At 48.2% G+C, this 22118-nt stretch carries 20 protein-coding genes and 1 riboswitch; of the genes, 6 read left to right on the top strand and 14 right to left on the bottom strand.

What is annotated here, in order from left to right; genetic code table 11:
* Positions 1-17 precede the first annotated feature (17 nt).
* A complete protein-coding gene (gene htpG / locus BC792_RS04455; RefSeq protein WP_148907790.1) occupies positions 18-1904 on the bottom strand; it encodes a molecular chaperone HtpG in 1887 nt (628 codons plus the stop codon).
* Positions 1905-2101: 197 nt separating this feature from the next.
* A riboswitch (SAM-I-IV-variant riboswitch) is annotated at positions 2102-2194 on the top strand.
* Between the two features lie 67 nt (positions 2195-2261).
* Here htpG and BC792_RS04450 point away from each other — a divergent pair.
* Positions 2262-2528 (top strand): 5-oxoprolinase, encoded by a 267-nt coding sequence (locus tag BC792_RS04450; RefSeq protein WP_148907789.1) that lies wholly within the window; start codon positions 2262-2264, stop codon positions 2526-2528.
* 51 nt (positions 2529-2579) lie between these two features.
* On the opposite strand, the gene BC792_RS04445 is transcribed toward BC792_RS04450, so the two are convergent.
* Positions 2580-3725, bottom strand: coding sequence for a DUF2891 domain-containing protein (locus BC792_RS04445; RefSeq protein WP_148907788.1), 1146 nt, complete (start codon positions 3723-3725; stop codon positions 2580-2582).
* A 218-nt stretch (positions 3726-3943) separates the two neighbouring features.
* On the opposite strand from BC792_RS04445, the gene BC792_RS04440 reads away from it, so the two are divergent.
* Positions 3944-5104, top strand: a complete 1161-nt coding sequence (locus tag BC792_RS04440; RefSeq protein ID WP_148907787.1) for an MFS transporter — start codon at positions 3944-3946, stop codon at positions 5102-5104.
* Positions 5105-5125: 21 nt separating this feature from the next.
* On the opposite strand, the gene BC792_RS04435 is transcribed toward BC792_RS04440, so the two are convergent.
* From BC792_RS04435 to BC792_RS04425, 3 genes are all read right to left on the bottom strand, one after another.
* Positions 5126-6244: a DUF3810 domain-containing protein gene (locus BC792_RS04435; protein WP_148907786.1), complete on the bottom strand. Its 1119-nt coding sequence runs from the start codon at positions 6242-6244 to the stop codon at positions 5126-5128.
* Positions 6228-7283 carry a nucleoid-associated protein gene (locus BC792_RS04430; protein WP_148907785.1) on the bottom strand — a complete coding sequence of 352 codons (1056 nt, stop codon included), beginning with the start codon at positions 7281-7283 and terminating at the stop codon, positions 6228-6230. Before BC792_RS04430 ends, BC792_RS04435 begins: the two co-directional genes overlap by 17 nt.
* Positions 7284-7481: 198 nt before the next feature.
* Complete coding sequence (locus BC792_RS04425; RefSeq protein WP_148907784.1) at positions 7482-8387, bottom strand: histone deacetylase family protein; 906 nt, start codon at positions 8385-8387, stop codon at positions 7482-7484.
* 313 nt (positions 8388-8700) lie between these two features.
* Between BC792_RS04425 and BC792_RS04420 the strand changes: the two genes are divergently transcribed.
* The gene (locus BC792_RS04420; protein ID WP_148907783.1) at positions 8701-9360 is read left to right on the top strand and encodes a YceH family protein; all 660 of its coding nucleotides are present in this window, start codon (positions 8701-8703) and stop codon (positions 9358-9360) included.
* 420 nt (positions 9361-9780) lie between these two features.
* Here BC792_RS04420 and BC792_RS04415 read toward each other — a convergent pair whose 3' ends face one another.
* On the bottom strand, positions 9781-11271 hold the full coding sequence (locus tag BC792_RS04415) for an alanine/glycine:cation symporter family protein (protein ID WP_148907782.1): 1491 nt from the start codon (positions 11269-11271) through the stop codon (positions 9781-9783).
* 375 nt (positions 11272-11646) lie between these two features.
* Between BC792_RS04415 and BC792_RS04410 the strand changes: the two genes are divergently transcribed.
* Positions 11647-12192 carry a helix-turn-helix domain-containing protein gene (locus BC792_RS04410; protein ID WP_170249953.1) on the top strand — a complete coding sequence of 182 codons (546 nt, stop codon included), beginning with the start codon at positions 11647-11649 and terminating at the stop codon, positions 12190-12192.
* Positions 12193-12357: 165 nt separating this feature from the next.
* Positions 12358-13539 (top strand): hypothetical protein, encoded by a 1182-nt coding sequence (locus BC792_RS04405; RefSeq protein WP_148907780.1) that lies wholly within the window; start codon positions 12358-12360, stop codon positions 13537-13539.
* 222 nt (positions 13540-13761) lie between these two features.
* Here BC792_RS04405 and BC792_RS04400 read toward each other — a convergent pair whose 3' ends face one another.
* Positions 13762-14133, bottom strand: a complete 372-nt coding sequence (locus BC792_RS04400; protein WP_170249952.1) for a YkvA family protein — start codon at positions 14131-14133, stop codon at positions 13762-13764.
* A gap of 266 nt (positions 14134-14399) precedes the next feature.
* Between BC792_RS04400 and BC792_RS04395 the strand changes: the two genes are divergently transcribed.
* Positions 14400-15290 carry a cation diffusion facilitator family transporter gene (locus BC792_RS04395; RefSeq protein WP_148907778.1) on the top strand — a complete coding sequence of 297 codons (891 nt, stop codon included), beginning with the start codon at positions 14400-14402 and terminating at the stop codon, positions 15288-15290.
* A 103-nt stretch (positions 15291-15393) separates the two neighbouring features.
* Here BC792_RS04395 and BC792_RS04390 read toward each other — a convergent pair whose 3' ends face one another.
* The 7 genes from BC792_RS04390 to BC792_RS04360 all read right to left on the bottom strand — a co-directional run bounded on the left by BC792_RS04390 (position 15394) and on the right by BC792_RS04360 (position 22085).
* Positions 15394-16182 carry an L-fucose dehydrogenase gene (locus BC792_RS04390; protein WP_148907777.1) on the bottom strand — a complete coding sequence of 263 codons (789 nt, stop codon included), beginning with the start codon at positions 16180-16182 and terminating at the stop codon, positions 15394-15396.
* A 10-nt stretch (positions 16183-16192) separates the two neighbouring features.
* A complete protein-coding gene (locus tag BC792_RS04385; protein ID WP_148907776.1) occupies positions 16193-17020 on the bottom strand; it encodes an amidohydrolase family protein in 828 nt (275 codons plus the stop codon).
* A 70-nt stretch (positions 17021-17090) separates the two neighbouring features.
* Positions 17091-17948, bottom strand: a complete 858-nt coding sequence (locus BC792_RS04380; RefSeq protein ID WP_148907775.1) for a fumarylacetoacetate hydrolase family protein — start codon at positions 17946-17948, stop codon at positions 17091-17093.
* Positions 17949-17981: 33 nt separating this feature from the next.
* Positions 17982-18746, bottom strand: a complete 765-nt coding sequence (locus tag BC792_RS04375; protein WP_148907774.1) for an SDR family NAD(P)-dependent oxidoreductase — start codon at positions 18744-18746, stop codon at positions 17982-17984.
* Between the two features lies 1 nt (position 18747).
* Positions 18748-20058, bottom strand: coding sequence for an alpha-L-fucosidase (locus BC792_RS04370; RefSeq protein ID WP_148907773.1), 1311 nt, complete (start codon positions 20056-20058; stop codon positions 18748-18750).
* Positions 20059-20088: 30 nt separating this feature from the next.
* Complete coding sequence (locus BC792_RS04365; RefSeq protein WP_148907772.1) at positions 20089-21753, bottom strand: UxaA family hydrolase; 1665 nt, start codon at positions 21751-21753, stop codon at positions 20089-20091.
* Complete coding sequence (locus BC792_RS04360; protein WP_148907771.1) at positions 21753-22085, bottom strand: L-rhamnose mutarotase; 333 nt, start codon at positions 22083-22085, stop codon at positions 21753-21755. The genes BC792_RS04365 and BC792_RS04360 overlap by 1 nt, the downstream gene beginning before the upstream one ends.
* Positions 22086-22118 lie beyond the last annotated feature (33 nt).

Raw genomic sequence — 22118 nt, 5'->3', positions numbered from 1 at the left:
GAATCGACTCAGGGTATTTAGATCATCTCGACGCTTCTCTTCACAAAAGAAGTCAGGTCTGCGCCTTTAAGCAATCCGCGGGAGAGCAGAGCTAAATCAAAAGCTTGCTTTGCCAGCTTCGCTCCTTCCTCTTCTGTGCTGTCCAGTATCCGTTTGACCAGTGGATGGTTTCCGTTCACGGTTACTTTGTAATTATCCGGCAGCGTGCCATAGAAGCCCATGCCTCCTCCTGTCTTAGCCATGTCTTTCATCCGGCGCATAAACTCATCGATCGTTACCGAAACAGGAAGATCGTCGGCGTGCAGCGCATCAACCTCCACTTTCATGTCCGCTCGTGAAATAGCCTTTTCAAATATTTCCGTAGCTTTTTTCGATTCTTCTTCCGACAAGGCGAGTGTCTGCTTTTCCTCTTTTTGGATCAGTTTATCAACGACGTCTGCATCTACCCGCTTAGCTTGTACCTTCTCACCTCCTTTTTGTTCAAGATAGCCCGCAAAATGCGTATCCAAAGGACCGTCGAGAACAAGTACATCGTATCCTTTCGCTTTAACCGATGTTATAAAGCCATCTTGCTGTGACGCATCGTTTGTATATAGATAAACAATATTGCCGTCTTTGTCGACCTGAATATCCTTCACTTTCTCGTAATATTCTTTCAACGTAAAGCTCTCGTTTTCGGTGTTTGTCAACAAACAGAAGTCGTTGGCCTTCTCGGCAAACTTGTCGTCGCTCAACATACCATATTTAATGAACAGCGAGATATCATTCCATTTTTCTTCGAAATTTTTACGATCAGCCTTGAAAATTTCATTTAGCTTATCGGCAACCTTCTTCGTGATATAGCTATTGATTTTCTTTACATTACTATCGGCCTGCAGGAATGAGCGCGAAACGTTGAGCGGGATATCCGGCGAATCGATGACGCCCTGTAACAACATCAGGAACTCCGGTACTATATCCTTTACCTCGTCTGTGATAAACACCTGGCGCGAGTATAGCTGAATCTTGTTCCGCTGGATATCCATCTCGTTCTTCACCTTCGGGAAGTACAAGATACCTGTCAGGTTGAATGGGTAATCCACGTTCAGGTGTATCCAGAATAGCGGTTCGTCCATTGAATAAGGATACAGCTCGCGGTAGAAGGCCAGATAATCTTCATCTTTCAATTCCGAAGGCGCTTTCGTCCATGCCGGCGTCGTATTATTGATGATGTTATCCACTTCTACCGATTTATACTTCGGCTTGCCTTCTTCATCTTCGCCATCGGGCTGCGATTCCGTCTTCGTTCCGAAACGCACCGGCACGGGAAGGAAGCGGGCATACTTATTCAAAATCTCACTTAAACGCGCTTTGTTGAGAAATTCAGTGGACTCCTCGTTAACATGAAGGATAACATCAGTTCCCCGTTCGGTACGCGACCCTTCTGATATCTCATACGACGTACTGCCATCACAGCTCCAATGTGCCGCGACGGCGCCATCCTGATAAGATAACGATTCAATTTCTACGCGGTCCGCCACCATAAAAGCGGAATAGAACCCTAGTCCGAACCGGCCGATGATTTCGTTCGCATCATTTGCTTCCTTGAACTTCTCCATAAATTCCGTAGCACCTGAAAACGCAATCTGATTGATGTATTTTTTTATTTCATCAGCCGTCATCCCGATACCACGGTCGGAAATAGTAATTGTCTTTGCCTGCTCGTCAAATTTGACATCCACTGTCAGGTCGCCGAGCTCGCCCTGAAATTGGCCTAAGGAAGAAAGACGTTTTATTTTTTGCGAGGCGTCTACCGCGTTGGATACAAGCTCCCGTAAAAAGATCTCATTATCCGAATACAGAAACTTTTTAATTACCGGAAAAATATTCTCGGTATGAATCGAAATACTACCTTTTTCTTGCATATATCTGTTATTTTTTTTCAACCTACTCCATTGGCCATCAAGGAATATTCCAAAACGCCCACAACGGACAGGATGACAGTTTCATGACGTCTTTCCCGCTGCTCGAGGAACATCTTGTCATCCTCCCGCCCGCACGTAGGACAGATCCCCCACGCTCTAAAATAAATTTGCTATTTTAATAAAAGTCTATTAGATTTGTAGAGTATTCAGAATTGCATCAGCAATACCAACCGAGTGCAGTCACCGCGGTGGTAAAATAATACGGGTATGTACCAAAATAAACGTTGCCCACGCCGGCTTTAAAGCCAACAACATTTCTGGATACAATTTATGGTCAAACGCTTTAGTTTAAATTGTATGTCAACAACTACTCGCTTATCACAGCATCTGCAGGAACAGTTTAATAATTACTCTGTGCCTGAACTGATCACGTTCAACAACGATATCGTAGAGAACAAAGTCTGGGGAGCAACCCGTTCTACTTTCCGCAACGCCATACTCAAGGCCCTGGCACGGAAGGGGATTGACCTCTCTCCCATTATTTCAAAGGAGGATGGCTTCAGCGTTATCCAGATTGTCAAGGTTAAGCTGGAGAACAACGCGCTTATACCGTTGCATGGATAGCTTAACAAAATGCCGGCGTGCGCCTTTAGCCTATTTTGTACCAATCATACGCTATTCATTAGACAAGGCTAACAAAGCAAATGTACCCAGCCAGTGGCTTCCCATGTAATCGTCGTTGGCAAGGTTCTTTATGGAAAACGCGATGTGGGCGTTCGCTATCGGGTTAAGGCTTTGCTGAAGTTCCGGCAAAGCTCTCCCTATTCCGTATAAACAATTGGCGCGGCTGAAGTTAAGACCGTCCAGATGCACCAGTTTCCCGTCTGTGCGGTCACTGACGATGGCCGGCTGCAGTTCTTCTATTTCCTCCTCAAACAGCAATGGCATGAAATTAAGAAGCCAGTTCTTATATTCATCCTTCGGCATCACTTTGCTCATCAGATAGGCCTCTTCCAGACACGGCGAAAGGAAATCGTTTCCACCGGGCTCGTATGCGAGATCACAGTTTTTATCGCTTTCATAAAAGCGGATACTAGTCGTCTTAATAGCATTAACGAGATCCATATCGCCGACAGCTGTCGCATACGCATACATCAGTGTCAGGCTAAACGCCGTATTATCGTGTTGCCCCGTGCGGATCGGGTAGATCAGCTTCGAAAGATATACCTGCGTTCGCTCAGCGAGCAGGTCGACAAGCGGCTGAAGAACGGCCGACCAGCGCTTTGCATCAGTGTCGTCCCACGCCCTGAGCTCTTCCTGCAATTTAAACAACCACGCCCATCCATAAGTACGCTCAAAACCAAGGTTGTTTTCGTCGTTAAAGAACGCAAGTTCCACCGCGAGATTTTCTTCCGTTATATGGGTGTTCAACAACTGCCGGACCTTCCCCCCCGAATCCAATTGCGGATACAACTTCAGCAGACGCACGATCGACCAATAACCGTGGACAGCGGAATGCCAATCAAAACACCCATAAAATATAGGACGTAATGCCTTCGGACTCTTCAGGTCGGAGGCACTTCCGATCACTTGTCCAAGTTTGTTGGGGTATTCCTGATCGAGGCAATGTGTAGGCAACTCAAAGATCGTGCGTGCTGTCTCTTCGCTGATCTCGAAACGTTCTGTTTCGTTATTTTCCGGCTTCTGCCCTGATTTATTTCCCTGACATGCCGACAAAGAAGCAATGCCCGCGGAGATCAACACGACGGCAGCCCATCCGCCGACATGTTGAAAAGCTTTAAAAAAATATGTTTTGGCCATGTACATACCATAAAAATAAAAACATTAATTGTATATGGAAGCATGCTCGCCTTTTTTGATAAAAATACCGGTGGCGACAAATACACCGAGGGAAACGTGCCTTATGGAATCAGACTCGGAGACACAGGCTGTTTATTGCTTTTTTACTTCTTCATGAAAATTTAATTAGCCGCGTTAGCAATTAAAGATTACCTTTGCCGTCTCATTTATACAGATACATGAACAAAGCACTTATCGCCTTGGCTCTCGGCGGATTAGCTATCGGTATGACAGAGTTTACCATGATGGGTATCCTTCCCGATATCGCAAAAGATTTACAGATCGACATACCCACAGCCAGCAATTTAATAGCACTTTATGCGCTTGGCGTCGTCGTCGGAGCGCCCACCTTGGTTGCATTTACTTCCAGCCATTCACCGCGCAAGGTATTGCTTTTCTTAATGCTACTATTCTTCGTGTTCAACGGCATCTTTGCGATTGCCCCGAATAAGTTGCTGCTCCTGACTTCCCGATTCGTTGCAGGCCTTCCCCATGGTGCTTTCTTTGGCGTGGGCTCTGTTGTTGCAGCCCGTCTGGCCAAGCCGGGCAAAGAAGCGCAGGCCATATCCATCATGTTCACGGGTATGACGATAGCCAACCTCGCTGGCGTGCCACTCGGAACCTACGTCGGCCACCATTACTCCTGGCGTATTACCTATGCGGTGATCAGCCTCTTGGGGCTGGTAACGTTTCTCGCGCTCTACTTTTGGATGCCCAAACTCGAAGCAAACAAAAGCAATAACATTCTCAAACAGATAGGATATTTCGCCCGCTGGGACGCCTGGTTGATGGTAGCTGTCATCGCTATAGGAACCGGTGGCCTTTTTGCGTGGATCTCCTATATAGCACCGCTCGTAACCGAAGTTTCGGGCATACCGGCTGACCGCGTACCACTGATCATGATATTGATCGGTCTGGGAATGTTCTTCGGCAACATTATGGGCGGAAAATTGGCCGACACAATTTCTCCATCTAAGGCAGCCATAGCTAGTTTTACGGCCATGGCCGTCTGCCTATGCGTTGTGTTCTTCACTGCGCATATTACCTATCTCGCTTATCCGATGGCCTTCATTACCGGAATGATCTCCTTCTCCATTGGCTCGCCATTGCAAATGATGTTGATCAACAACGCTAAAGGAGCCGAAACGTTCGCAGCCTCGGCAGGACAAGCCAGTTTCAATATCGGCAACACATTAGGTGCCTACCTTGGAGCTGTTCCCATCACGATGGGTTACGCCTATAATTACCCCTCCCTGGTTGGCATCGTCATGGCGAGCATGGGAGCGGTTTTAGCCTATATCTTCTTAGCGAAAGTGGTCCGCCCGCAAATGAACCTATAGGAGAAATCGTCCAACCGGAAGCTAATCACCTGAAGCAGTGCCCGTTCCGGCCTTCTGCATCTCCCATGCCACGACCAGCCGGCTCATCAGGGAGTAGCGTGCCATCCCTTCGGGCTGGTTGTTATGCTGCAGATATCCGCTGTAAAAAATATTCATAAGCCGGTCTAACGGACCGCGGTATGCCTGCCAAAAGAGGCGCTCCTGCTCCATATCCCGTTTCACCGCGACGGAGAGCTTTGCGACATACGCATCATAGCGTCCTTTATCTTCATAATACAGGGGCCTCAATAAGTACTGCACGGTTTCATAATAGGCAGCATAACGGTACCAGATATCCGGGTGCTGGTGCAAAACCAAAAAAGCTATAAAGTTGCATTCATCTTCAAACCCGATTCCCATCTGGTGCGACAACTCATGGACCACCGTAAATGGATAGGCCGTTTTCGGCATCAAGGCATTCACCTGTACCTCTTGGGTAAACGGATTAAGGTAGCCTGTCACGGTAAAATAAGAGGCAAGCTTGCTGGAAATCGGGTGTTTGACCCGAACCTGCGTGCGGGAAAGCATATGAAGCCCGTTGTCATCAGCACGCATTACAGCTTCCAATTCACGGGTCGCGCGCTCTGTATCCATCACCCCGGTATCCAGCTGTGCCCTTAAGACATTAACTTCGTCAACATAACGATCCAGCACCGTCAGGTAGTCGGATCGATCTATACGGTCTACCTGCAAGCCGAACTGCTCCTGTAATGGAACACGGTAGTAATGGAGCCCCCAGCTGATATAGAAATAAATATAAAGCCCCAGGACAAACAGCACTGCACGCAGCATAGCTGTAGAAGCATCCCTCCACCTGCCCTTACATAAGTCAATCAACACCCTGAGAAACAGGCCACATAGAACAACAACCAGCGTTGCATACAGCATGTCGCCGACGCTGAACGGTATCCATCCAAACAAGGTCTTGGGAACGTAGCTGAACAGCGGATAGAACCCGAGGCTATAGTACCTTTCGACAACCCCGGGCCACTGCTTCATCCATTCCAGACAGCATAAAACGAGCAGCCCTACGCCGATCGCGGCAATATAGCGCTTCATCTTACGATCGCCGTTGTCCTTGCGATTAACTTTCGTTTTCAAAATACAGCTTATAGTAATTCATTCCGCGGTCTTCATCAAACCCCGTCTCTAAATATTCCCGTTTGCCGTGTATATAAATGTGAAAATTTTTATCCAGCTTGATCACCGACTTATAGGACGACGCCATTTTCTTGACGGCCGGCGAGGCGATTTCAAAATTTGGCTGGAACGGCGAGTCGAACTCTTCTTCAAAGTGTTGCTGATACTCCTTGAACAGCGACGCCGCCTGCGGATTTCCAATAACTTCTTCTTCGAATTCGGCCTGATCAAAGGTTTCCTTAGTTTTAAAATAATCCATCGACCGGTTCAGCAGATCGATCTTATCTGCTGCTTCCAGCTCGAAAACTTCATCGAGCTTGTCGTTTACGAAATTTTTGTACACCTTCAACATATTGCCCGTTTGCTGAAAGTTGTCGTTCCGGGCTCTGATTTTCAAAAAGTCGTCTTTCCAATATACAGCCTCCGATTGGTTTGTCTGATCGACAACCAGAACCTTATATCCTTCTTCCTCCTCTACGTTAACAATGACGACACCCTTGTCCAGTTTGTTTATGTTGATGGCCTCCTGCTCGTAGTCAAGGTCAAATCCTTCTCCGCTGGGATACACCTTGAGGTACGCTTCTTTATTTTCAGACTTAAATATGCCGATCGCGTCGTGGTCTTCGCCTTCCATCTGTACATGCTGCAACGCTACCACATACATCTCCCCACCCTTAATCTTGGGATGTTCCGACACCTCATATAAATGTTTGGCCAGTTGCTGCGACATTTCATGAAAATCGATCTTAGCATCAAAATATTGCCTGGCAAAGTAATATACCTCGTTCAGCTGCAGGTCATCGTTCGGGTGGTAAAAGCGGTATACCTCCTTCGCTTTGGCGAAGGGCTTCATAAAATACTGCATCAGCAGATCCGGCAACACCTCGTCTTTTGTAAGATCGATAGGATGGTCGGAAAGCGCATAAAACTCATCCTGCGCTTTATTGCCAACGCGATGAATAGAAAGTTGTTTAAAGGTGGCGTCTTGATGGAAAAACATACTTGGTATCTTAAACGATAATCTTAATGAAATTGCACAAAAATACCTTAAAATAATTGATAAAACCCAGCTTTGTGGAAAAAGCCGGCCCGCTAATAAAATTGTCGTAGCGTCCCGCGGGCGCACGCGTGGAACGGTGCCAGGTAGGTACAACCGCTCGAAAGGGCAGCGATTCCCCACTTAAGACGGCGTGCACCCTCAGAGGCCGAACACCTCGATCGCGGCTTTGAACGTCGCAACATGGGCATTCACGATATCTTTGATGTGTACCGAGTAGCCGCCTCCCATGCTCACCTCAACCGGCACCCCGTATTTTTTGCAATATCCGAAAACGAGCTCGTCACGCTTTCGGCACCCGTCGCCCGTCAACTGTAGCTTTCCTAACTTATCTGTGGCCAATACATCCACACCTGCCTGATAAAAAACAAAATCAGGCCTTATTGACGCAAACAAAGCATCCAACTGCTCCCGCAGCAAGATTAGATAAGCCCGGTCATCCACGCCATCCGGGAGCCCCACATCCAGGTGGGAACGCTCCTTAATAAAGGGGAAATTTTTCTCGCCGTGCATGGAAAAAGTAAATATACAATCGTGATCCGCGAAGATATGCGCCGTGCCATTTCCTTGATGTACATCTAAATCGATGATGAGAATCCGGTTTACGAGCGCGTGCCGAATGAGGTACGCCGCACCAACAGCCTGGTCGTTGAACAGGCAAAACCCTTCGCCAAAGTTGCGGCCGGCATGGTGCGTGCCACCCGCCGTATTGAAAGCCACTCCGTGCTGTAGTGCATGTAAGCTGGCCTGCACTGTGCCATCAACGATATATCGCTCCCGCTCCACCAACGACTGGGAAAGCGGAAAACCGATCCGCCGCACCATCCGGGCATCCAGCGTCAGGTCCATCAGCTGATCCACATATTCAGCGTCATGCGCCAAAAGAATAACCGATCTTTCCGCAAGTTCGGGCTGAAAAAAATGAGCAGGAGAAACCATCCCCTCCCGCAACAGCTGCTGAGGTATCAGTTCGTACTTAACCATCGGAAACCGATGTCCCTCCCGAACGGGATGATTATATGCAGGATGATGGGCAATGCGCAACATGGATAAGTTCTCTTAATGTGTTTACTACGTATAACGTTCAAAGACGTCCATCGCCGTCGACGCGTCGGTCCGGCGTTGAACGCTCCCCCGCGAATTTAAGAAGACACCCGATAAATCTGAAAACTATATGCATATAACTGCAGGCTGCAAATCGCCCGCCCCGCTCAGCGTTTGATTTCGACACGGAGAACGCTTCGTTTTTTTAAATACCCCCGTTTTCGGGGTTTTCGTGTAAATCAGCAGACTTCATTTTGGAAATACCACTATTTTAGCTATTTTCGGAAATAGAGACCATATTAACACAAACAAAACGATGGAAGAAACAGCAAGCTTACCGGTTTTAAGCGCAGAAGAGTTACGTGTCCTCGGCTCCTTACTCGAGAAGTCGAAGACGACCCCCGAATATTACCCGATGACCTTGAACGCCCTACAATCTGCGTGCAATCAAAAAACCTCGCGTAAACCTGTTGTTTCATATGATGAACACACGATTATAGCTGCACTGGATGCCCTGCGGAAAAGAGGGCTTGTCTCCACGGTTGTCGGTGGCGGCAGCCGGGTAACAAAGTACAAACACAATGTGGCGATACAATATCCACTTATTCCGCAGGATCTCGCCGCACTATGCTTATTGATCCTGCGGGGGCCGCTTACGCCGGGCGAGATCAATACGAACGCCGGACGGCTTTTCGACTTTGAGAGCATCGAGGAGGTACAGGAAGTCCTGCAACGCCTACAAGACCACAACCCACCTTTTGTGAAACAACTGGCGAAACGGCCGGGGCAAAAAGAAGCCCGGTATATACATTTACTCGGTGACGTTCCGGAAGAGGAGGACGAAACAGCGTTTGGTAACGAAGAGGGAGCACCCACTGGAAAAGTGCAGCAACTTGAAGAACGGGTCGTAGTCCTGGAGGAACAGTTGGCCTCCTTGAGGCAGGAGTTCGACGCGCTCATCCAACAGCTTACTTAGTGGATTCCAATTATTATATCGTATCATCCGGTCTTCGGGAGAACCAATTGACGCACCGGCCGGCCGGGGGTCATCCAGGTGGAAAGCATATCTATAACTGGACGATTCACGAAAGGATGCTTCCGCTGAGAAAAATAATGCCCGTCGGTCCACGCGCCGGTTTACACGTTATTCCGTTCAGTCGTCGAAATAGCAATCGAAAAAAACAATTGAGGCACGCCTTTTGTTTTATAGTGAGTAGAACGACTAATAATAATAAATCCACATGAGAAGAACGCCCTTTACGACCTTTATCATACTGGCGGTCATCGCCTTCGTACTGATATTTGCGACTACCTGTTCCGGCATAATTTAAAACCGGAACGAAACTCTTTAGGTCGCATACACGGTGTCCGGTTTCCCGGACAAATGCATACACAATTACGGCTTCACGTTATTTTCCCAAAAATCGGCGCCCTTAATTCCGAGCGGCCGTGGGTCGAATGTAGGATCCATGTCCCCTGCCTTACGCTTCAGTCTATAATCTTTCCACACCTTTAGAGCCGGCCTGCTCAAAAGTAAAATTGCAATAATGTTGACCCACGCCATCAGCCCCACGCCGATATCGCCCAGACTCCATGCTAGCGTTGCCGTCTTCACTGTGCCCAGGTACGTTGCGCCTAAAAACCCGATCCGCAATAGCCAAACGAGTAAGACGGTGCTCTTACGCCTTTTTAAAATATAGGCTATATTGGTCTCTGCATAATAGTAATACGCCATTATCGTCGTGAACGCAAAGAAGAACAAAGCCACGGCGACAAAATGGTGCCCTATGGCCGGAAAATGTTCCGAAATGGCGGCTTGCGTAAAGCCGTCTGCCTGAACGCCCGGAATATTTTCGACGACGAAGGTCTGCATCCCCCCAGCAACCTCGCCCACCGTATTAAAGTTGCCCGTGAACAGAATCATTAAGGCTGTCGCAGTACACACAAACAATGTATCGACATAGACCGAAAAAGCCTGAACGAGCCCTTGCTGTGCAGGATGCTTCACCTCCGCAGCAGCAGCAGCGTGCGGAGCGGTGCCCTGCCCAGCCTCATTCGAATAAATACCCCGTTTAACTCCCCATGCGATAGCCATGCCGATGATACCACCAAATGTGGCATCCACACTGAAAGCAGAAGACAAAATCAGTTCAAAGACGGCAGGAATCTGCGCAAAATTCAAGGCAATGATAACCAGCGCCATCAGTATATACGCACCTGCCATGAATGGCACGACATACTCGGAAACCTGCCCAAGCCGTTTTACGCCGCCAATAATGATAAGGGCGAGCAAGGCTACTAAGCCCATCCCTACCCAGTTGATCGGAATAGAAAAACCGTATAGTGATAATGTTGTCGTCTGCGAAATTGAAAAAGCATTGGTTATGGTCGCGTTCACGGCATTGCTTTGTACGCCGGGAAGGAGAAAGCCCGTGCTGACGATGGTAACCACGGCAAACAACACCGCGTACCACTTCACGCCAAGCCCCTTTTCGATATAATAAGCAGGTCCTCCACGATATTGCCCGCCGATTTCCTGTTTATAAAGCTGTCCCAACGTAGCTTCAATAAATGCAGACGCGGATCCCAGGAAGGCTATCAGCCACATCCAGAACACCGCTCCGGGACCACCCATATAAATTGCGGTGGCCACGCCGACAATATTTCCCGTACCAACCCGTCCGGAGATAGCCAATGCAAATGCCTGAAAGGAAGAAATCCCCTTGTCCGACTTCTGATTGGAGAAAAGCAGACGAACCATCTCCCTAAAATATCGGATTTGTAAAAAACCTGTCCGGATAGAGAAATAAAGTCCGGTAAATAAACAGAGGTAGATAAAAAAATCGCTCCAAACAATATTGGAGACAGCTTCAATGTAACTTTCCATAGAAAACGGCATCAGTACGTGTTAGTCACAGCAAAGAAAAGCTTTTTTTTTACAAAAAAGGAGTAATAAAAAACGAAAAAGTGCGAAACTGCCGAAAATGTCGGTAGGCATCGCTTTGCAAACCGGAGGTTTCCGCCTAAAATCTGTTGCCTAAACGAGCTCACCCTATACAAAACGTCAAATCGTACGCTATGTAACAAAGTGTTTACGCGCTCCGCGAGCAGGTTCTTGTCGTGACGCCCACCTGAAACCGCGCCCGGCAGTACAGATAGGTATGATATGTTATACAGTAAATTAAGGATAGGGAACTGTTTAGCGATTGTTGAACAACAATTGTTTTCATATCTTGCACAACATAATCAACTAAAAATCGGAATGTCGAAATTAACGGAACAGCGGGAAAAGCTTCACCTAACACAAGAAGAGTTAGCGGAAAAATCAGGTATTTCCGTAAGAACGATTCAAAGAATTGAATCAGGCCAAAGACCGAAGGGCTATACGCGCAAAGCACTTGCGCGGGCATTAGATGTCGACGAATCGTATTTCGACGCAGACAGAGACCTCGCCGGTACCTACCAAAACGTACTGAAGTGGAACAAAATCGTCAACCTTTCCGTATTGCCTTTTGTCTGCTTCCCTCCGCTTAATATCCTCGTTCCATTAGCTATTATTGTTTGGAAAAAGCAATTCAATCCGGTCAACAGGCAACTCCTGTCCATCCAGATCGTTTGGACGCTGGCTTCCCTCCTGCTTTTTGTTTTCATTCTGATTCTAAACGATTGGTTGGCAGTACAAAGCAACTCCAAAATGCTGATCCCGATCGTATGGATCACACTAAACGGACTTGTCATCGTCAGAAATGCGCTGGTTTTGAACAGCGGAAAAACAGATCGTATATACCCTAATATCAACATGTTATAAATACTGTCAGGTATTTGTCGGGTTCCTGTCGTAGCATTGGCAGGCGATATTTTTGCGTTTATCCATGGAACCGTATTCTTTTGCTCATAAAACAAATAACAGCATACTCGTCTTTCCGGAGTATCAATCCGCACGGGTATCTATAAGCAAATGAAAACAACCCATATGAAACAACACCTTTTTGCCACCGTGGCCATCCTCATCTTTTGGATAAACACGACACAAGCACAAAAAAAAATCAGGACGATAACCGCCACTTCAGAAAAAGCATGGATCAGCGATGGAGAGCACGTAAAAATGGATTGGCATTTGGAACCCGCAGCAAATCCAGACGCCTACTATGTAAACGTCCCGGCGAAAAAGAGCGTCGTAAAATTTGAAACGGATCAAGATCGGCTAATCATTCACACGCAGCCAGGGAAAAAGTATAATTTCGTCGTGTTGCTCAATGGCAAAGACAGCTGCCATGTGCAGATCGCATCGACCCTACCCCCGGATGCGGCTGATGCGAAAACAACCTTGACACATCCGATTCATATCCCCTTTCAGTTGATCAATTCCAAGATTTTCCTCAACGGGAAAGTCAACAAAAAAAATGTGCTCATTCAGTTGGATTTGGGCGCTGGCACCAGCGCCGTGAATCGGAATTCCTCGGGAAAAATTGGTCTGGAATTTTCTTCATACAAAATGGTCAGCAATACAGACGGGTTAAACAAAGAAAGAACAAGCCTCGGTAACCAGCTGGCTATACATCATTTACAATGGGACAATATCCCACTAACGGAAGTCGGGAATATGGACGACTTTGAAGATCTGATTATCGGAAACGGACTTTTCCGTGATAAGATCATCGGCATCGATTACGATAAGCGTGAATTCACGATCTACGAACAGCTGCCAAGCGATGCCAAAACCTATAAAAAAATGCCCGTTTACTATGTACAGCACCGGCCAATGTTTGAGGCAGAAATCGTACACAATAACAAAAAATATTCCGCATGGTTTCTTTTCGATACCGGACGGGACGGCTCGATGCAGATCGGAAATGATTTTACGGCAGTAGAAAACAATTGGAATGAGCTTCAGGCACTTACTATGGTCAATGGACGGAAGATAATACGTCTCGATGCGCGCATCGCAGGTGTCGGGTTCAGAGATATCGTTACCAATGCCTCCAATCCTGCTGTACCGAATGCAAAAGCAAGTCTTTTCGGCAACCAAGTCTTAAAACATTTCAATGTGATTTTAGACAACCGAACAGGCACTTTGTATCTGAAACCAAATTCGCTCTCCAATGAGCCTTATTTCAACTATGAAAGCTACCTGAAACAAATGTCAAACGAATGATATTCACGTAGACGACAATCTCGCCATATTCGGCCTACGTGACACTGAAAACGGCCATTTCTAAAAGATATCAACGTTACGTTCAGCATAGAGGACTGAACGTAACGTTGATATTTCATTCAATAGATCTGACACCCGCCTTCCTTTTCCGCTGTTCATGTGGACTTTGACAAAAAAAAACGGGACCGAAACCGCCAGGCACCGTACCCTATCCTTCTGGGATTATTCCGCAGAAAGCCTATTTTCTTTCCGAAACTGCTGGTATCGCTTCATTTCTTCGGCGAGTTTGCTTATGGCATAGCCTACGATGCTGATATCATCGAGCCATCCGAGGACCGGAATCATATCCGGAATAGCGTCCAGTGGCGAAACCACATAAATAATTGTAGCCACCACTACCGACAGGTTCCATTTGCTGAGGGCATACCTTCCCGCCATGCTATCTTTGCACATGGCGATAAGCAGCCTAAAGTCATCCATTTTATCCTCCAGCAGCGTCGCTTTTTTGTCAGCTGCTTCTAGATCCTCCGACGTGATACGTCTTGAGCGGAATTGTTCAAAGAGCAAAAGTGCTCTATGCCATTTTATTTTCATATCGTTATAGTACCCGCTGTACAATATAGTGCCCATTTACCATGCGAAAGTCCGGGCCCTCGCCTGAGCTACAGTTGGCCTCGCGGCGTGCTCGGCGTGACATTAAGACTCTTATCGCTCTATATGAACAACGGGGTTATGTTATGTTTAAATAGACACCGCCTTCGCTCCAGGGTTTAACGCCACGGGTTGCGCCGGAACGACAGCAATTTTTCCACCCCTCTAGCCTTCCTCCCGAAAATGCCCTATCTTTGAAAAAAAAGAGCATGTCAAACGCAGATAAGGCCATCAGGACGACGTACTTCAGCATACTTACCAACTTCCTGTTGGCCCTGTTGAAATGGCTGGCCGGCTTTTTTGGCAATTCCTATGCATTGATCGCCGATGCCATCGAATCTACGGCAGACATCTTTTCTTCCTTTTTGGTACTGCTCGGATTAAAATACTCCAAACGGCCGGCAGACGAAACCCATCCCTATGGACACGGACGTATTGAACCACTTATTACATTCATTGTGGTGATCTTCCTGGTTGTTTCGGCATTTGTCATCGCGAAAGAAAGTATCCACAACATCAGAACACCGCACGACCTCCCCAAGCCCTGGACGTTGATTGTCCTTGGTGCCATTATACTATGGAAGGAGATTTCCTTCCGTATAATCATCCGCAAGAGCAAAGCCTTAAACAGCTCTTCCCTAAAAGCAGACGCCTGGCACCATCGCAGCGACGCCATCACATCAGTTGCCGCATTTATCGGTATCTCCATCGCATTATTTTGCGGCGAGGGATACGAGTCGGCCGACGACTGGGCAGCATTGTTTGCTTCCGGACTTATTCTCTACAACTGCTATGGCATATTCCGCCCTGCCCTCGCTGAAATAATGGACGAACACCAATACGGTGATCTAGAGGAAGAGGTCAGGCTGCAATCGCTCCGGGTGGACGGCGTATTACTCATTGAGAAATGTTATATTCGCAAAATCGGCATGTTGTTCCAGATTGATCTCCACGCCGTTGTCGACCCGGACCTGTCCGTTCGCCAGGGCCACGACATTGCACACAACCTTAAAGACTATCTGATAGCCAACCTGGAAAATATCGGCAACGTCTTTGTCCACATCGAACCATTTACAGAAGACACAATACCCCAAAAATAGTTTCCGGCAACCGGAAAGCCGGCGGCAGACGAATACGTTAGAAAAGCCTATCGCCAACGTCGCGCCAACAACGTCAACGATAAACGACCACCGGCTACTATTACTACTCCTTGATGAGCGAACGGTCCAGATGGACGTAGCCTCCGTCCACATGAATAAGCTGCCCTGTCGTATGGCTGGATTTATCAGACAGAAGAAACACGGCCGTGTTGGCAATCTCCTCCGGTGTCGTCATACGATGCTCCAACGGAATACGATCAGTAATCTTTTTCAATGTCTCGGCGGGATTATCCAGTGTCTGTATCCAGGAATCGTATTGCGGCGTGGCGCATTCCGCCACAATAACGGCGTTCACGCGGATGCTGTAAGGCAGCAGCTCTACCGCCCACTCTCTGGTCAACGCATTACGCCCACCATTGGAAGCAGCGTAAGCAGAAGTGTTGCCCTGCCCCGTCTCGGCTGTCTTGGAGCTGATATTAACGATGCTCCCGCGGGAAACGCGTAGGGCATCGATACAATGATGTGCCATCAGGTAGTAGTGAATGAGGTTTTTATGAAGCGAGTCTACGAAACGCTCATAATTACCCGAAATAAGGCCCACACCGTCGTTATGCCCTGCATTATTCACCAGTCCGTCGATGCGTCCGAAAACGCGCAGCGTCTCCTCCACAGCCTGTTTACACGCCTCAGGTATCGATAGCTCCGCCTCTATCGCGAGCGCATTCGCTCCCAACTGGGCCACCTCTTCCCTGACCCGCTCATTGTCGGCCTTTTTGCGGCCGACGATTACCGGTATGGCTCCTTCTTTAGCTAACGCTATCACCACAGCCCGGCCGATTCCCTTGGCGCCTCCGGTGACGATCACTACTTTATCTTTCAAGTTTAAATCCATCTTTCTTTGTTTATAAGTTGTAAAAACGAACAGCATTACCTCCCCAAAAGGCATCCCGCTCGTCCTGCGAAAACCCGGACACACCGTGTCCGGCAATAGACATAACATCTGCATAAGAGGCAGCCACGAGGCAAACCGGCCAGTCCGTCCCGAACATAACCCTTTCTGCCCCAAAACAACGCACAGCATGCGTTATATAGCGCTTAAAGTCACTAACCGTCCACCTGTTCCAGTCCGCTTCTGTTACCAGTCCGGAGATCTTGCAATAGACATTCGGAAAACTGGCCAGCTTTTCCATGAACGCCGCCCAGGCATCGAATTCCCCTGCTTTAATGGCAGGCTTGGCCATATGATCGAGAACGAAACGTTGGCCAGGGTTCTGCGCTACGCAGACGAGCGTACTCGCATAATGCCTAGGCCTGATCAACAGATCGTAGGTATAGCCGAAGGCTGTCAGCTGTCGGATTCCTTGCAGGAACGCAGGACGGATCAGAAAGTCGGGGTCCTCTTCCGCCTCAATGACATGTCTAAACCCCTTGATAATCGGAAACTGTTTAAAATACGTCAGATGTTTCTCTACTTCCGCCGATTGCAGATCGACCCACCCCACTACGCCTTTGATCATAGCATACATGGTGGACAGGTCGACCAAGAACTGCGTCTCCTCATGCGACTGCGAAGCTTGCACTGCCACAACCCCGTCAATGCCATTAGACTTCAATACAGGCCCTAGGTCCGTGGGCAAAAAGTTCTTCCGGATGGCAGACATGTCGTCCGTAATCCAAGCATCGCGCTCAGCATCGAAAATCCAAAAATGTTGATGTGCATCGATACGCATATAAATCAAATCTAAAGTAAACAACAAAAGCCCGCACCATGATAAACGGTTTGATACGGGCCGGTACAGTTTAATTTTGTCCGAAGGCTACCACCTCCTGACGGGATTCGCCGAGATAATCGGCCCCCAATTCAACAACATCTCCCGGCTTGAGATAGATAGGCGGATTAAATCCGAGTCCAACCCCCGCAGGCGTCCCTGTAGAGATAACGTCACCGGGCAGCAATGTCATAAACTGCGATACGTAAGATACAACGTGCGCCACAGAAAAGATCAGATTGCTTGTATTACCGTCCTGATACGTCTTGCCATTTACTTTCAGCCATAAACGTACATTATTAATATCTGGAATCTCGTCGGTTGTCGTCAGGTAAGGTCCCATTGGCGCAAAGGTATCACATCCTTTGCCTTTGTCCCATGTTCCACCCCGCTCGAGCTGATAGGCGCGTTCCGAAACGTCATTATGCAACACGTAGCCTGCAACATAATCCAATGCATCAGATTCTTCCACATAACTCGCTCTTTTCCCCACAACTATACCAAACTCAACCTCCCAGTCCGTTTTAACGGAATTTTTTGGAATAACAATCTGATCATAAGGGCCTACCAGCGACGTGGTAGACTTCATGAAGATAATTGGCTCCGCCGGAATTTTAGCCCCTGTCTCCTCCGCGTGATCTTTATAGTTCAAGCCTATACACACGATTTTAGAAGGACGCGCAAACGGCGCACCTAGCCGTGTTCCCTGCGGAACCTCTATTAACTTTCCTTGATTCGCCTTCACAAATTCCTCGAGCCTGGCCAATCCATTTTCTGCAAAAAATTGCTCATTGTAATCGCCGCCAAAAGCCGACACATCGTAGTTGACGCCGTCAATCTGAACGCCGATTTTTTCCTTTCCGTATTCTCCGAAACGTATTAACTTCATTTTGATTCTATTTTTATCCGAAATTCGTTATTACTAGTTATTTAATTTTATAAAGCCGCCATCGATAGGATAGTCATTTCCTGTAATAAACGCAGCGTCATCCGAACAGAGGAACAGCGCCAATTTAGCAATTTCTTCCGGTCTAGCCATCCTGCCTATAGGCTGCGACTTCGACAACTTCTCAAACATTTCCGATTCCTGACCGGGATAGTTTTTCGCTATAAATCCATCCACAAAAGGCGTATGCACCCGCGCGGGCGAGATGGAATTGGAACGGATATTGTCTTTCATATAATCCCGTGCAATCGACATGCTCATCGCGTAGATCGCCCCCTTACTCATCGAATAGGCAAAGCGGTCAGCTATACCCACTACGGCCGCGATCGATGCCAGGTTCAGAATAGCGCCTCCTCCGTTACTTTTCATCACGGGAACCACGGCATAAAGGGCATTATAGGCGCCTTTTACGTTGACGTTGAAGATCCGCTCAAAGTCGCTTTCTGTACACTTCTCGAGATTACCTACGTGCGCTACGCCCGCATTGTTGACCAAGATGTCAACCCTGCCGATAGATTCCACAGCGGAAACCACCTCCTCCTGATCGCTTACGTTACAGGCGTGCACCTGCGCCGTACCACCCCGGGCAACGATGCCGTCGACAACATGCTGCGCCACCGCAGCATTCAGATCCAGGATGTGAACACGGGCCCCTTCCGCAGCAAACAGCTCAGAAATTGCCTGTCCAATACCGCTCCCGCCACCAGTAATGACGGCAACCTTATTCGCTAATTTTAACATATCACTTTATACTTAACCTTAAAACCAAATCATGAGCATCCGTCAACCCTTCCGGAAGCTGTACCACTAATACCTTTTTATCCAGCAATTGATAGGGAACGCTCGTTTTCCCGTCAAAGGATACGACCGACGACAACTCGTATGGAAAATCCCGTATGATAAAGCTGCCGTTATCAGGACGAAAGAGATGTAGAAAAATCGTATTACCCTTCTTTGTCATCGCGTATTCGTCTGTCGGCATCACGGGCCCCGCTTCAGTACCGTACACCGTTTCTCCATAAATCTTCAACCATTCCCCAAGCTGAACAAGCCTTTCCTGCTGATAATCTGGGATTTTACCGCTGGGCATTGGTCCGACGTTTAACAGGAGGTTTGAGCCATAGCCGGCCGCTTTAACCAAATAAGACAAGATCTCCTTGAACGACTTCCGCTGCCGGTCTTTAATATCAAATCCCCAAGAACCTGCAATGGTTCCACAGACTTCCTTCGGCAGCTCTCCAACATGTTCCGCCGCCGTACCGAAACCCGTTGTATTATGTCCCGGCAAATCCCTTTCAAACATCTGGAAATCTTCACCCGCAAAAGGTGCCAGATGGTGGTTGTTACCAATTAGGCAATGTGGTTGCAGCTTGTGGATCAACGAATAAATTTCGTCATAGCGCCAATCGGCAGACGGTTTATCCCAGTGCCCATCAAACCAGATCCCGTCGATCCGCCCATAGTCGGTCAGCAGTTCCGTCAGTTGGCTTTTCATAAACTGAATATACGCGTCCCAGTTGCCCTTTTTCTCGTCCCGGCCCGCGATTCCCTTTCCGGTACGTCCGGACGGCAGGTAATCATCGCGCTTCCAATCCAGCAGCGAATAATAAAACATCACCTTGAGCCCTTCCGCCCTACAGGCGTCTACCAACTCTTTCACGACGTCCCGTCGAAAGGGCGTAGCCTTCACAATATTGTAATCGGAGGCGCGTGAATTCCACATGGAGAAGCCGTCGTGGTGTCGCGATGTGAATGTGATATAACGGGCTCCCGCACTTTTGAACAATTTCGCCCATTCCTTGGCGTTGAAGCCCACCGGATTAAAAAAGCCGGGCAATAAGCCGTACTCCGCCAGACCGAGGTTCTGCTGTTCCATGACCCATTCCCCGTCGCCCAGTAACGAATAGACGCCCCAGTGGATAAACACGCCGAAACGTGCAGCCTCAAACCATTCGCGGTTTCTTTGATTCTCGGGATCAGGCCGGTAGCCAGCTTGCCCGAAACAAACCTGTAGTAAACAGATAAATAAAATGACAGCATATACCTTCTTCATAACAAATAGATTAGATATTCGTTTAGACACTTATAAGGACACACCTCTGCGCCAGGGAATAAAATCGTCCTGTCCCAATTGTACCGCTTTTGGCTTCAGCCTTCCGCTGGCCACCTCGATAACATATTCCAGTATGCGATGTGCAGCTTCTGCGATTGTCTCTTCTCCATCAATGATGGTTCCGCAGTTCAAATCAATAATATCCGGCATCCTTTCATACGTTCTCGTATTTGTCGACAGCTTCACGACCGGCGCTATGGGATTTCCCGTAGGCGTACCCAGCCCGGTAGTAAACAACACGACATTGGCTCCCGCCGCCACCTCAGCGGTCGTACTCTCCACATCGTTCCCCGGTGTGCATAACAGGTTGAGACCCGGAGAGTTGGCAAGCTCCGGATAATCGACGACAGCCACGACCGGTGACGTTCCCCCTTTTTTTGCTGCCCCTGCTGATTTTATGGCGTCGGTAATAAGCCCATCCCGAATGTTTCCGGGCGAAGGATTCATGTAAAAACCCGAGCCATCCGCTTCAGCCTTCGCATTATATGTTTTCATCAGGTGCATAAACCGCTCCGCCGTTGCCTCGTCAATACACCGGTCGCTGAGCTCCTGTTCTACGCCGCATAACTCGGGAAACTCGGCCAGTATTACGGATCCGCCCAACGCGACGAGCATATCCGAAAGGTAGCCTAAAGCAGGATTTGCCGATATGCCGGAAAAGCCGTCAGACCCGCCGCATTCCAATCCAACGCACAGCTTATCCAATGATGCTGGCTGTCGCTGCTGCTTATCAGCTAACGTCAGTCCCGCGAACGTTGCTTTGATAGCTTTATGCATCAGCTCCTGTTCCGTACCCTCAACCTGTTGTTCAAAGATATAAAGAGGTTTATCAAACTGAGGGTCGCGTCTGGCAATCTCGGCCCGAAGAATGGAGGCCTGTGCATGTTGACACCCTAAACTCAGTATGGTGGCTCCTGCAACATTCGGATGGGTGATGTATCCGGCAAGTAGCCCGCAAAGCGCATCCGAATCCATCCGGGTGCCGCCGCATCCCATATCATGGTTTAAGAATTTAACGCCGTCCACGTTCGGAAACAATCGCTTAGAATCGCTGCTGGTACGCGCGGACGATAGATCAACCCCCAGCAGCTCCTCGACCGAGGCACCCTTACGGTAGCGAAGAATAAGCTCATCGACCTCGCTGCCGTAGTCCTTCGTTTGCACCCGGTATCCCAGCTTCTCCTCGAGCGCAGCCTTTAGAGTCAACACATTTCTGTTCTCGCAGAATACCAACGGGATCACAAGCCAGTGGTTGGCGGTACCCACACGGCCATTACTGCGATGAAAGCCGTTAAAAGTACGGCCCGCAAATGCGGAAACATCGGGGCGTGTCCATTCCAGCTTACGCTGCCCCAGCCTGAAGTCCTCCGCCGCATGACGCAGGTTTTGTGTAGTCAGCAGCTCTCCCGCCTCCACTGCTTCATTCAATCTCCCGACCAGCACGCCGTACATCGTTACAGCAGCATCTTTATCCATAGGCCCTAGCGTAAATTTGTGTTTGGCGGCGACATCCCGCAGCAACGCAAAACGCTTTCCTTCAAAATCAACAACAAACCCCTTGGGTAAATCGCGCAAAGCCACCAATACATTATCTTTCGGATGGATTTGCAGATACGACAAACGCGCTCTCTCCATTATTTTAACTCAAATATTTTATCCATTAATACCCATTTTTCACCCGGTTTTGCTCCTGGGATAGCCTGCTGGTACTTCCACATCAGCTGTTCCCATTCCTGCACCTTTTCGTTTGAAGCGTCCATGACAGCCTTCCCTTCGAAAGAAAACTTTTCATTGACCTCCATAAGCATAAACAGCCGATTTCCAAACCGGTATATCTCCATATGTTGTATACCGGCATCCCGGATTGAAGCTTCAATCTCGGGCCATATGGCTCGGTGATAAGCTTCGTATTCTGCAATCAGGTGCGGATCATCCACCAGATCTAGTCCTAATGCGTATCTTCTCATATCGTTCTTTTTCTAAACCGTTATTCCTGTAAC

The sequence above is a fragment of the Sphingobacterium allocomposti genome (genome assembly GCF_008124885.1).
Taxonomy (GTDB): Bacteria; Bacteroidota; Bacteroidia; order Sphingobacteriales; family Sphingobacteriaceae; genus Sphingobacterium; species Sphingobacterium allocomposti.
This window is presented reverse-complemented; position numbering and strand designations above follow the sequence as displayed.

Coding starts and splice junctions, on each gene's coding strand:
- htpG (WP_148907790.1), bottom strand. CDS start 1,904: ATGCAAGAAAAAGGTAGTATTTCGATTCATACCGAGAATATTTTTCCG.
- BC792_RS04450 (WP_148907789.1), top strand. CDS start 2,262: ATGTCAACAACTACTCGCTTATCACAGCATCTGCAGGAACAGTTTAAT.
- BC792_RS04445 (WP_148907788.1), bottom strand. CDS start 3,725: ATGGCCAAAACATATTTTTTTAAAGCTTTTCAACATGTCGGCGGATGG.
- BC792_RS04440 (WP_148907787.1), top strand. CDS start 3,944: ATGAACAAAGCACTTATCGCCTTGGCTCTCGGCGGATTAGCTATCGGT.
- BC792_RS04430 (WP_148907785.1), bottom strand. CDS start 7,283: ATGTTTTTCCATCAAGACGCCACCTTTAAACAACTTTCTATTCATCGC.
- BC792_RS04425 (WP_148907784.1), bottom strand. CDS start 8,387: ATGTTGCGCATTGCCCATCATCCTGCATATAATCATCCCGTTCGGGAG.
- BC792_RS04420 (WP_148907783.1), top strand. CDS start 8,701: ATGGAAGAAACAGCAAGCTTACCGGTTTTAAGCGCAGAAGAGTTACGT.
- BC792_RS04415 (WP_148907782.1), bottom strand. CDS start 11,271: ATGGAAAGTTACATTGAAGCTGTCTCCAATATTGTTTGGAGCGATTTT.
- BC792_RS04410 (WP_170249953.1), top strand. CDS start 11,647: ATGTCGAAATTAACGGAACAGCGGGAAAAGCTTCACCTAACACAAGAA.
- BC792_RS04405 (WP_148907780.1), top strand. CDS start 12,358: ATGAAACAACACCTTTTTGCCACCGTGGCCATCCTCATCTTTTGGATA.
- BC792_RS04400 (WP_170249952.1), bottom strand. CDS start 14,133: ATGAAAATAAAATGGCATAGAGCACTTTTGCTCTTTGAACAATTCCGC.
- BC792_RS04395 (WP_148907778.1), top strand. CDS start 14,400: ATGTCAAACGCAGATAAGGCCATCAGGACGACGTACTTCAGCATACTT.
- BC792_RS04390 (WP_148907777.1), bottom strand. CDS start 16,182: ATGGATTTAAACTTGAAAGATAAAGTAGTGATCGTCACCGGAGGCGCC.
- BC792_RS04385 (WP_148907776.1), bottom strand. CDS start 17,020: ATGCGTATCGATGCACATCAACATTTTTGGATTTTCGATGCTGAGCGC.
- BC792_RS04380 (WP_148907775.1), bottom strand. CDS start 17,948: ATGAAGTTAATACGTTTCGGAGAATACGGAAAGGAAAAAATCGGCGTT.
- BC792_RS04375 (WP_148907774.1), bottom strand. CDS start 18,746: ATGTTAAAATTAGCGAATAAGGTTGCCGTCATTACTGGTGGCGGGAGC.
- BC792_RS04370 (WP_148907773.1), bottom strand. CDS start 20,058: ATGAAGAAGGTATATGCTGTCATTTTATTTATCTGTTTACTACAGGTT.
- BC792_RS04365 (WP_148907772.1), bottom strand. CDS start 21,753: ATGGAGAGAGCGCGTTTGTCGTATCTGCAAATCCATCCGAAAGATAAT.
- BC792_RS04360 (WP_148907771.1), bottom strand. CDS start 22,085: ATGAGAAGATACGCATTAGGACTAGATCTGGTGGATGATCCGCACCTG.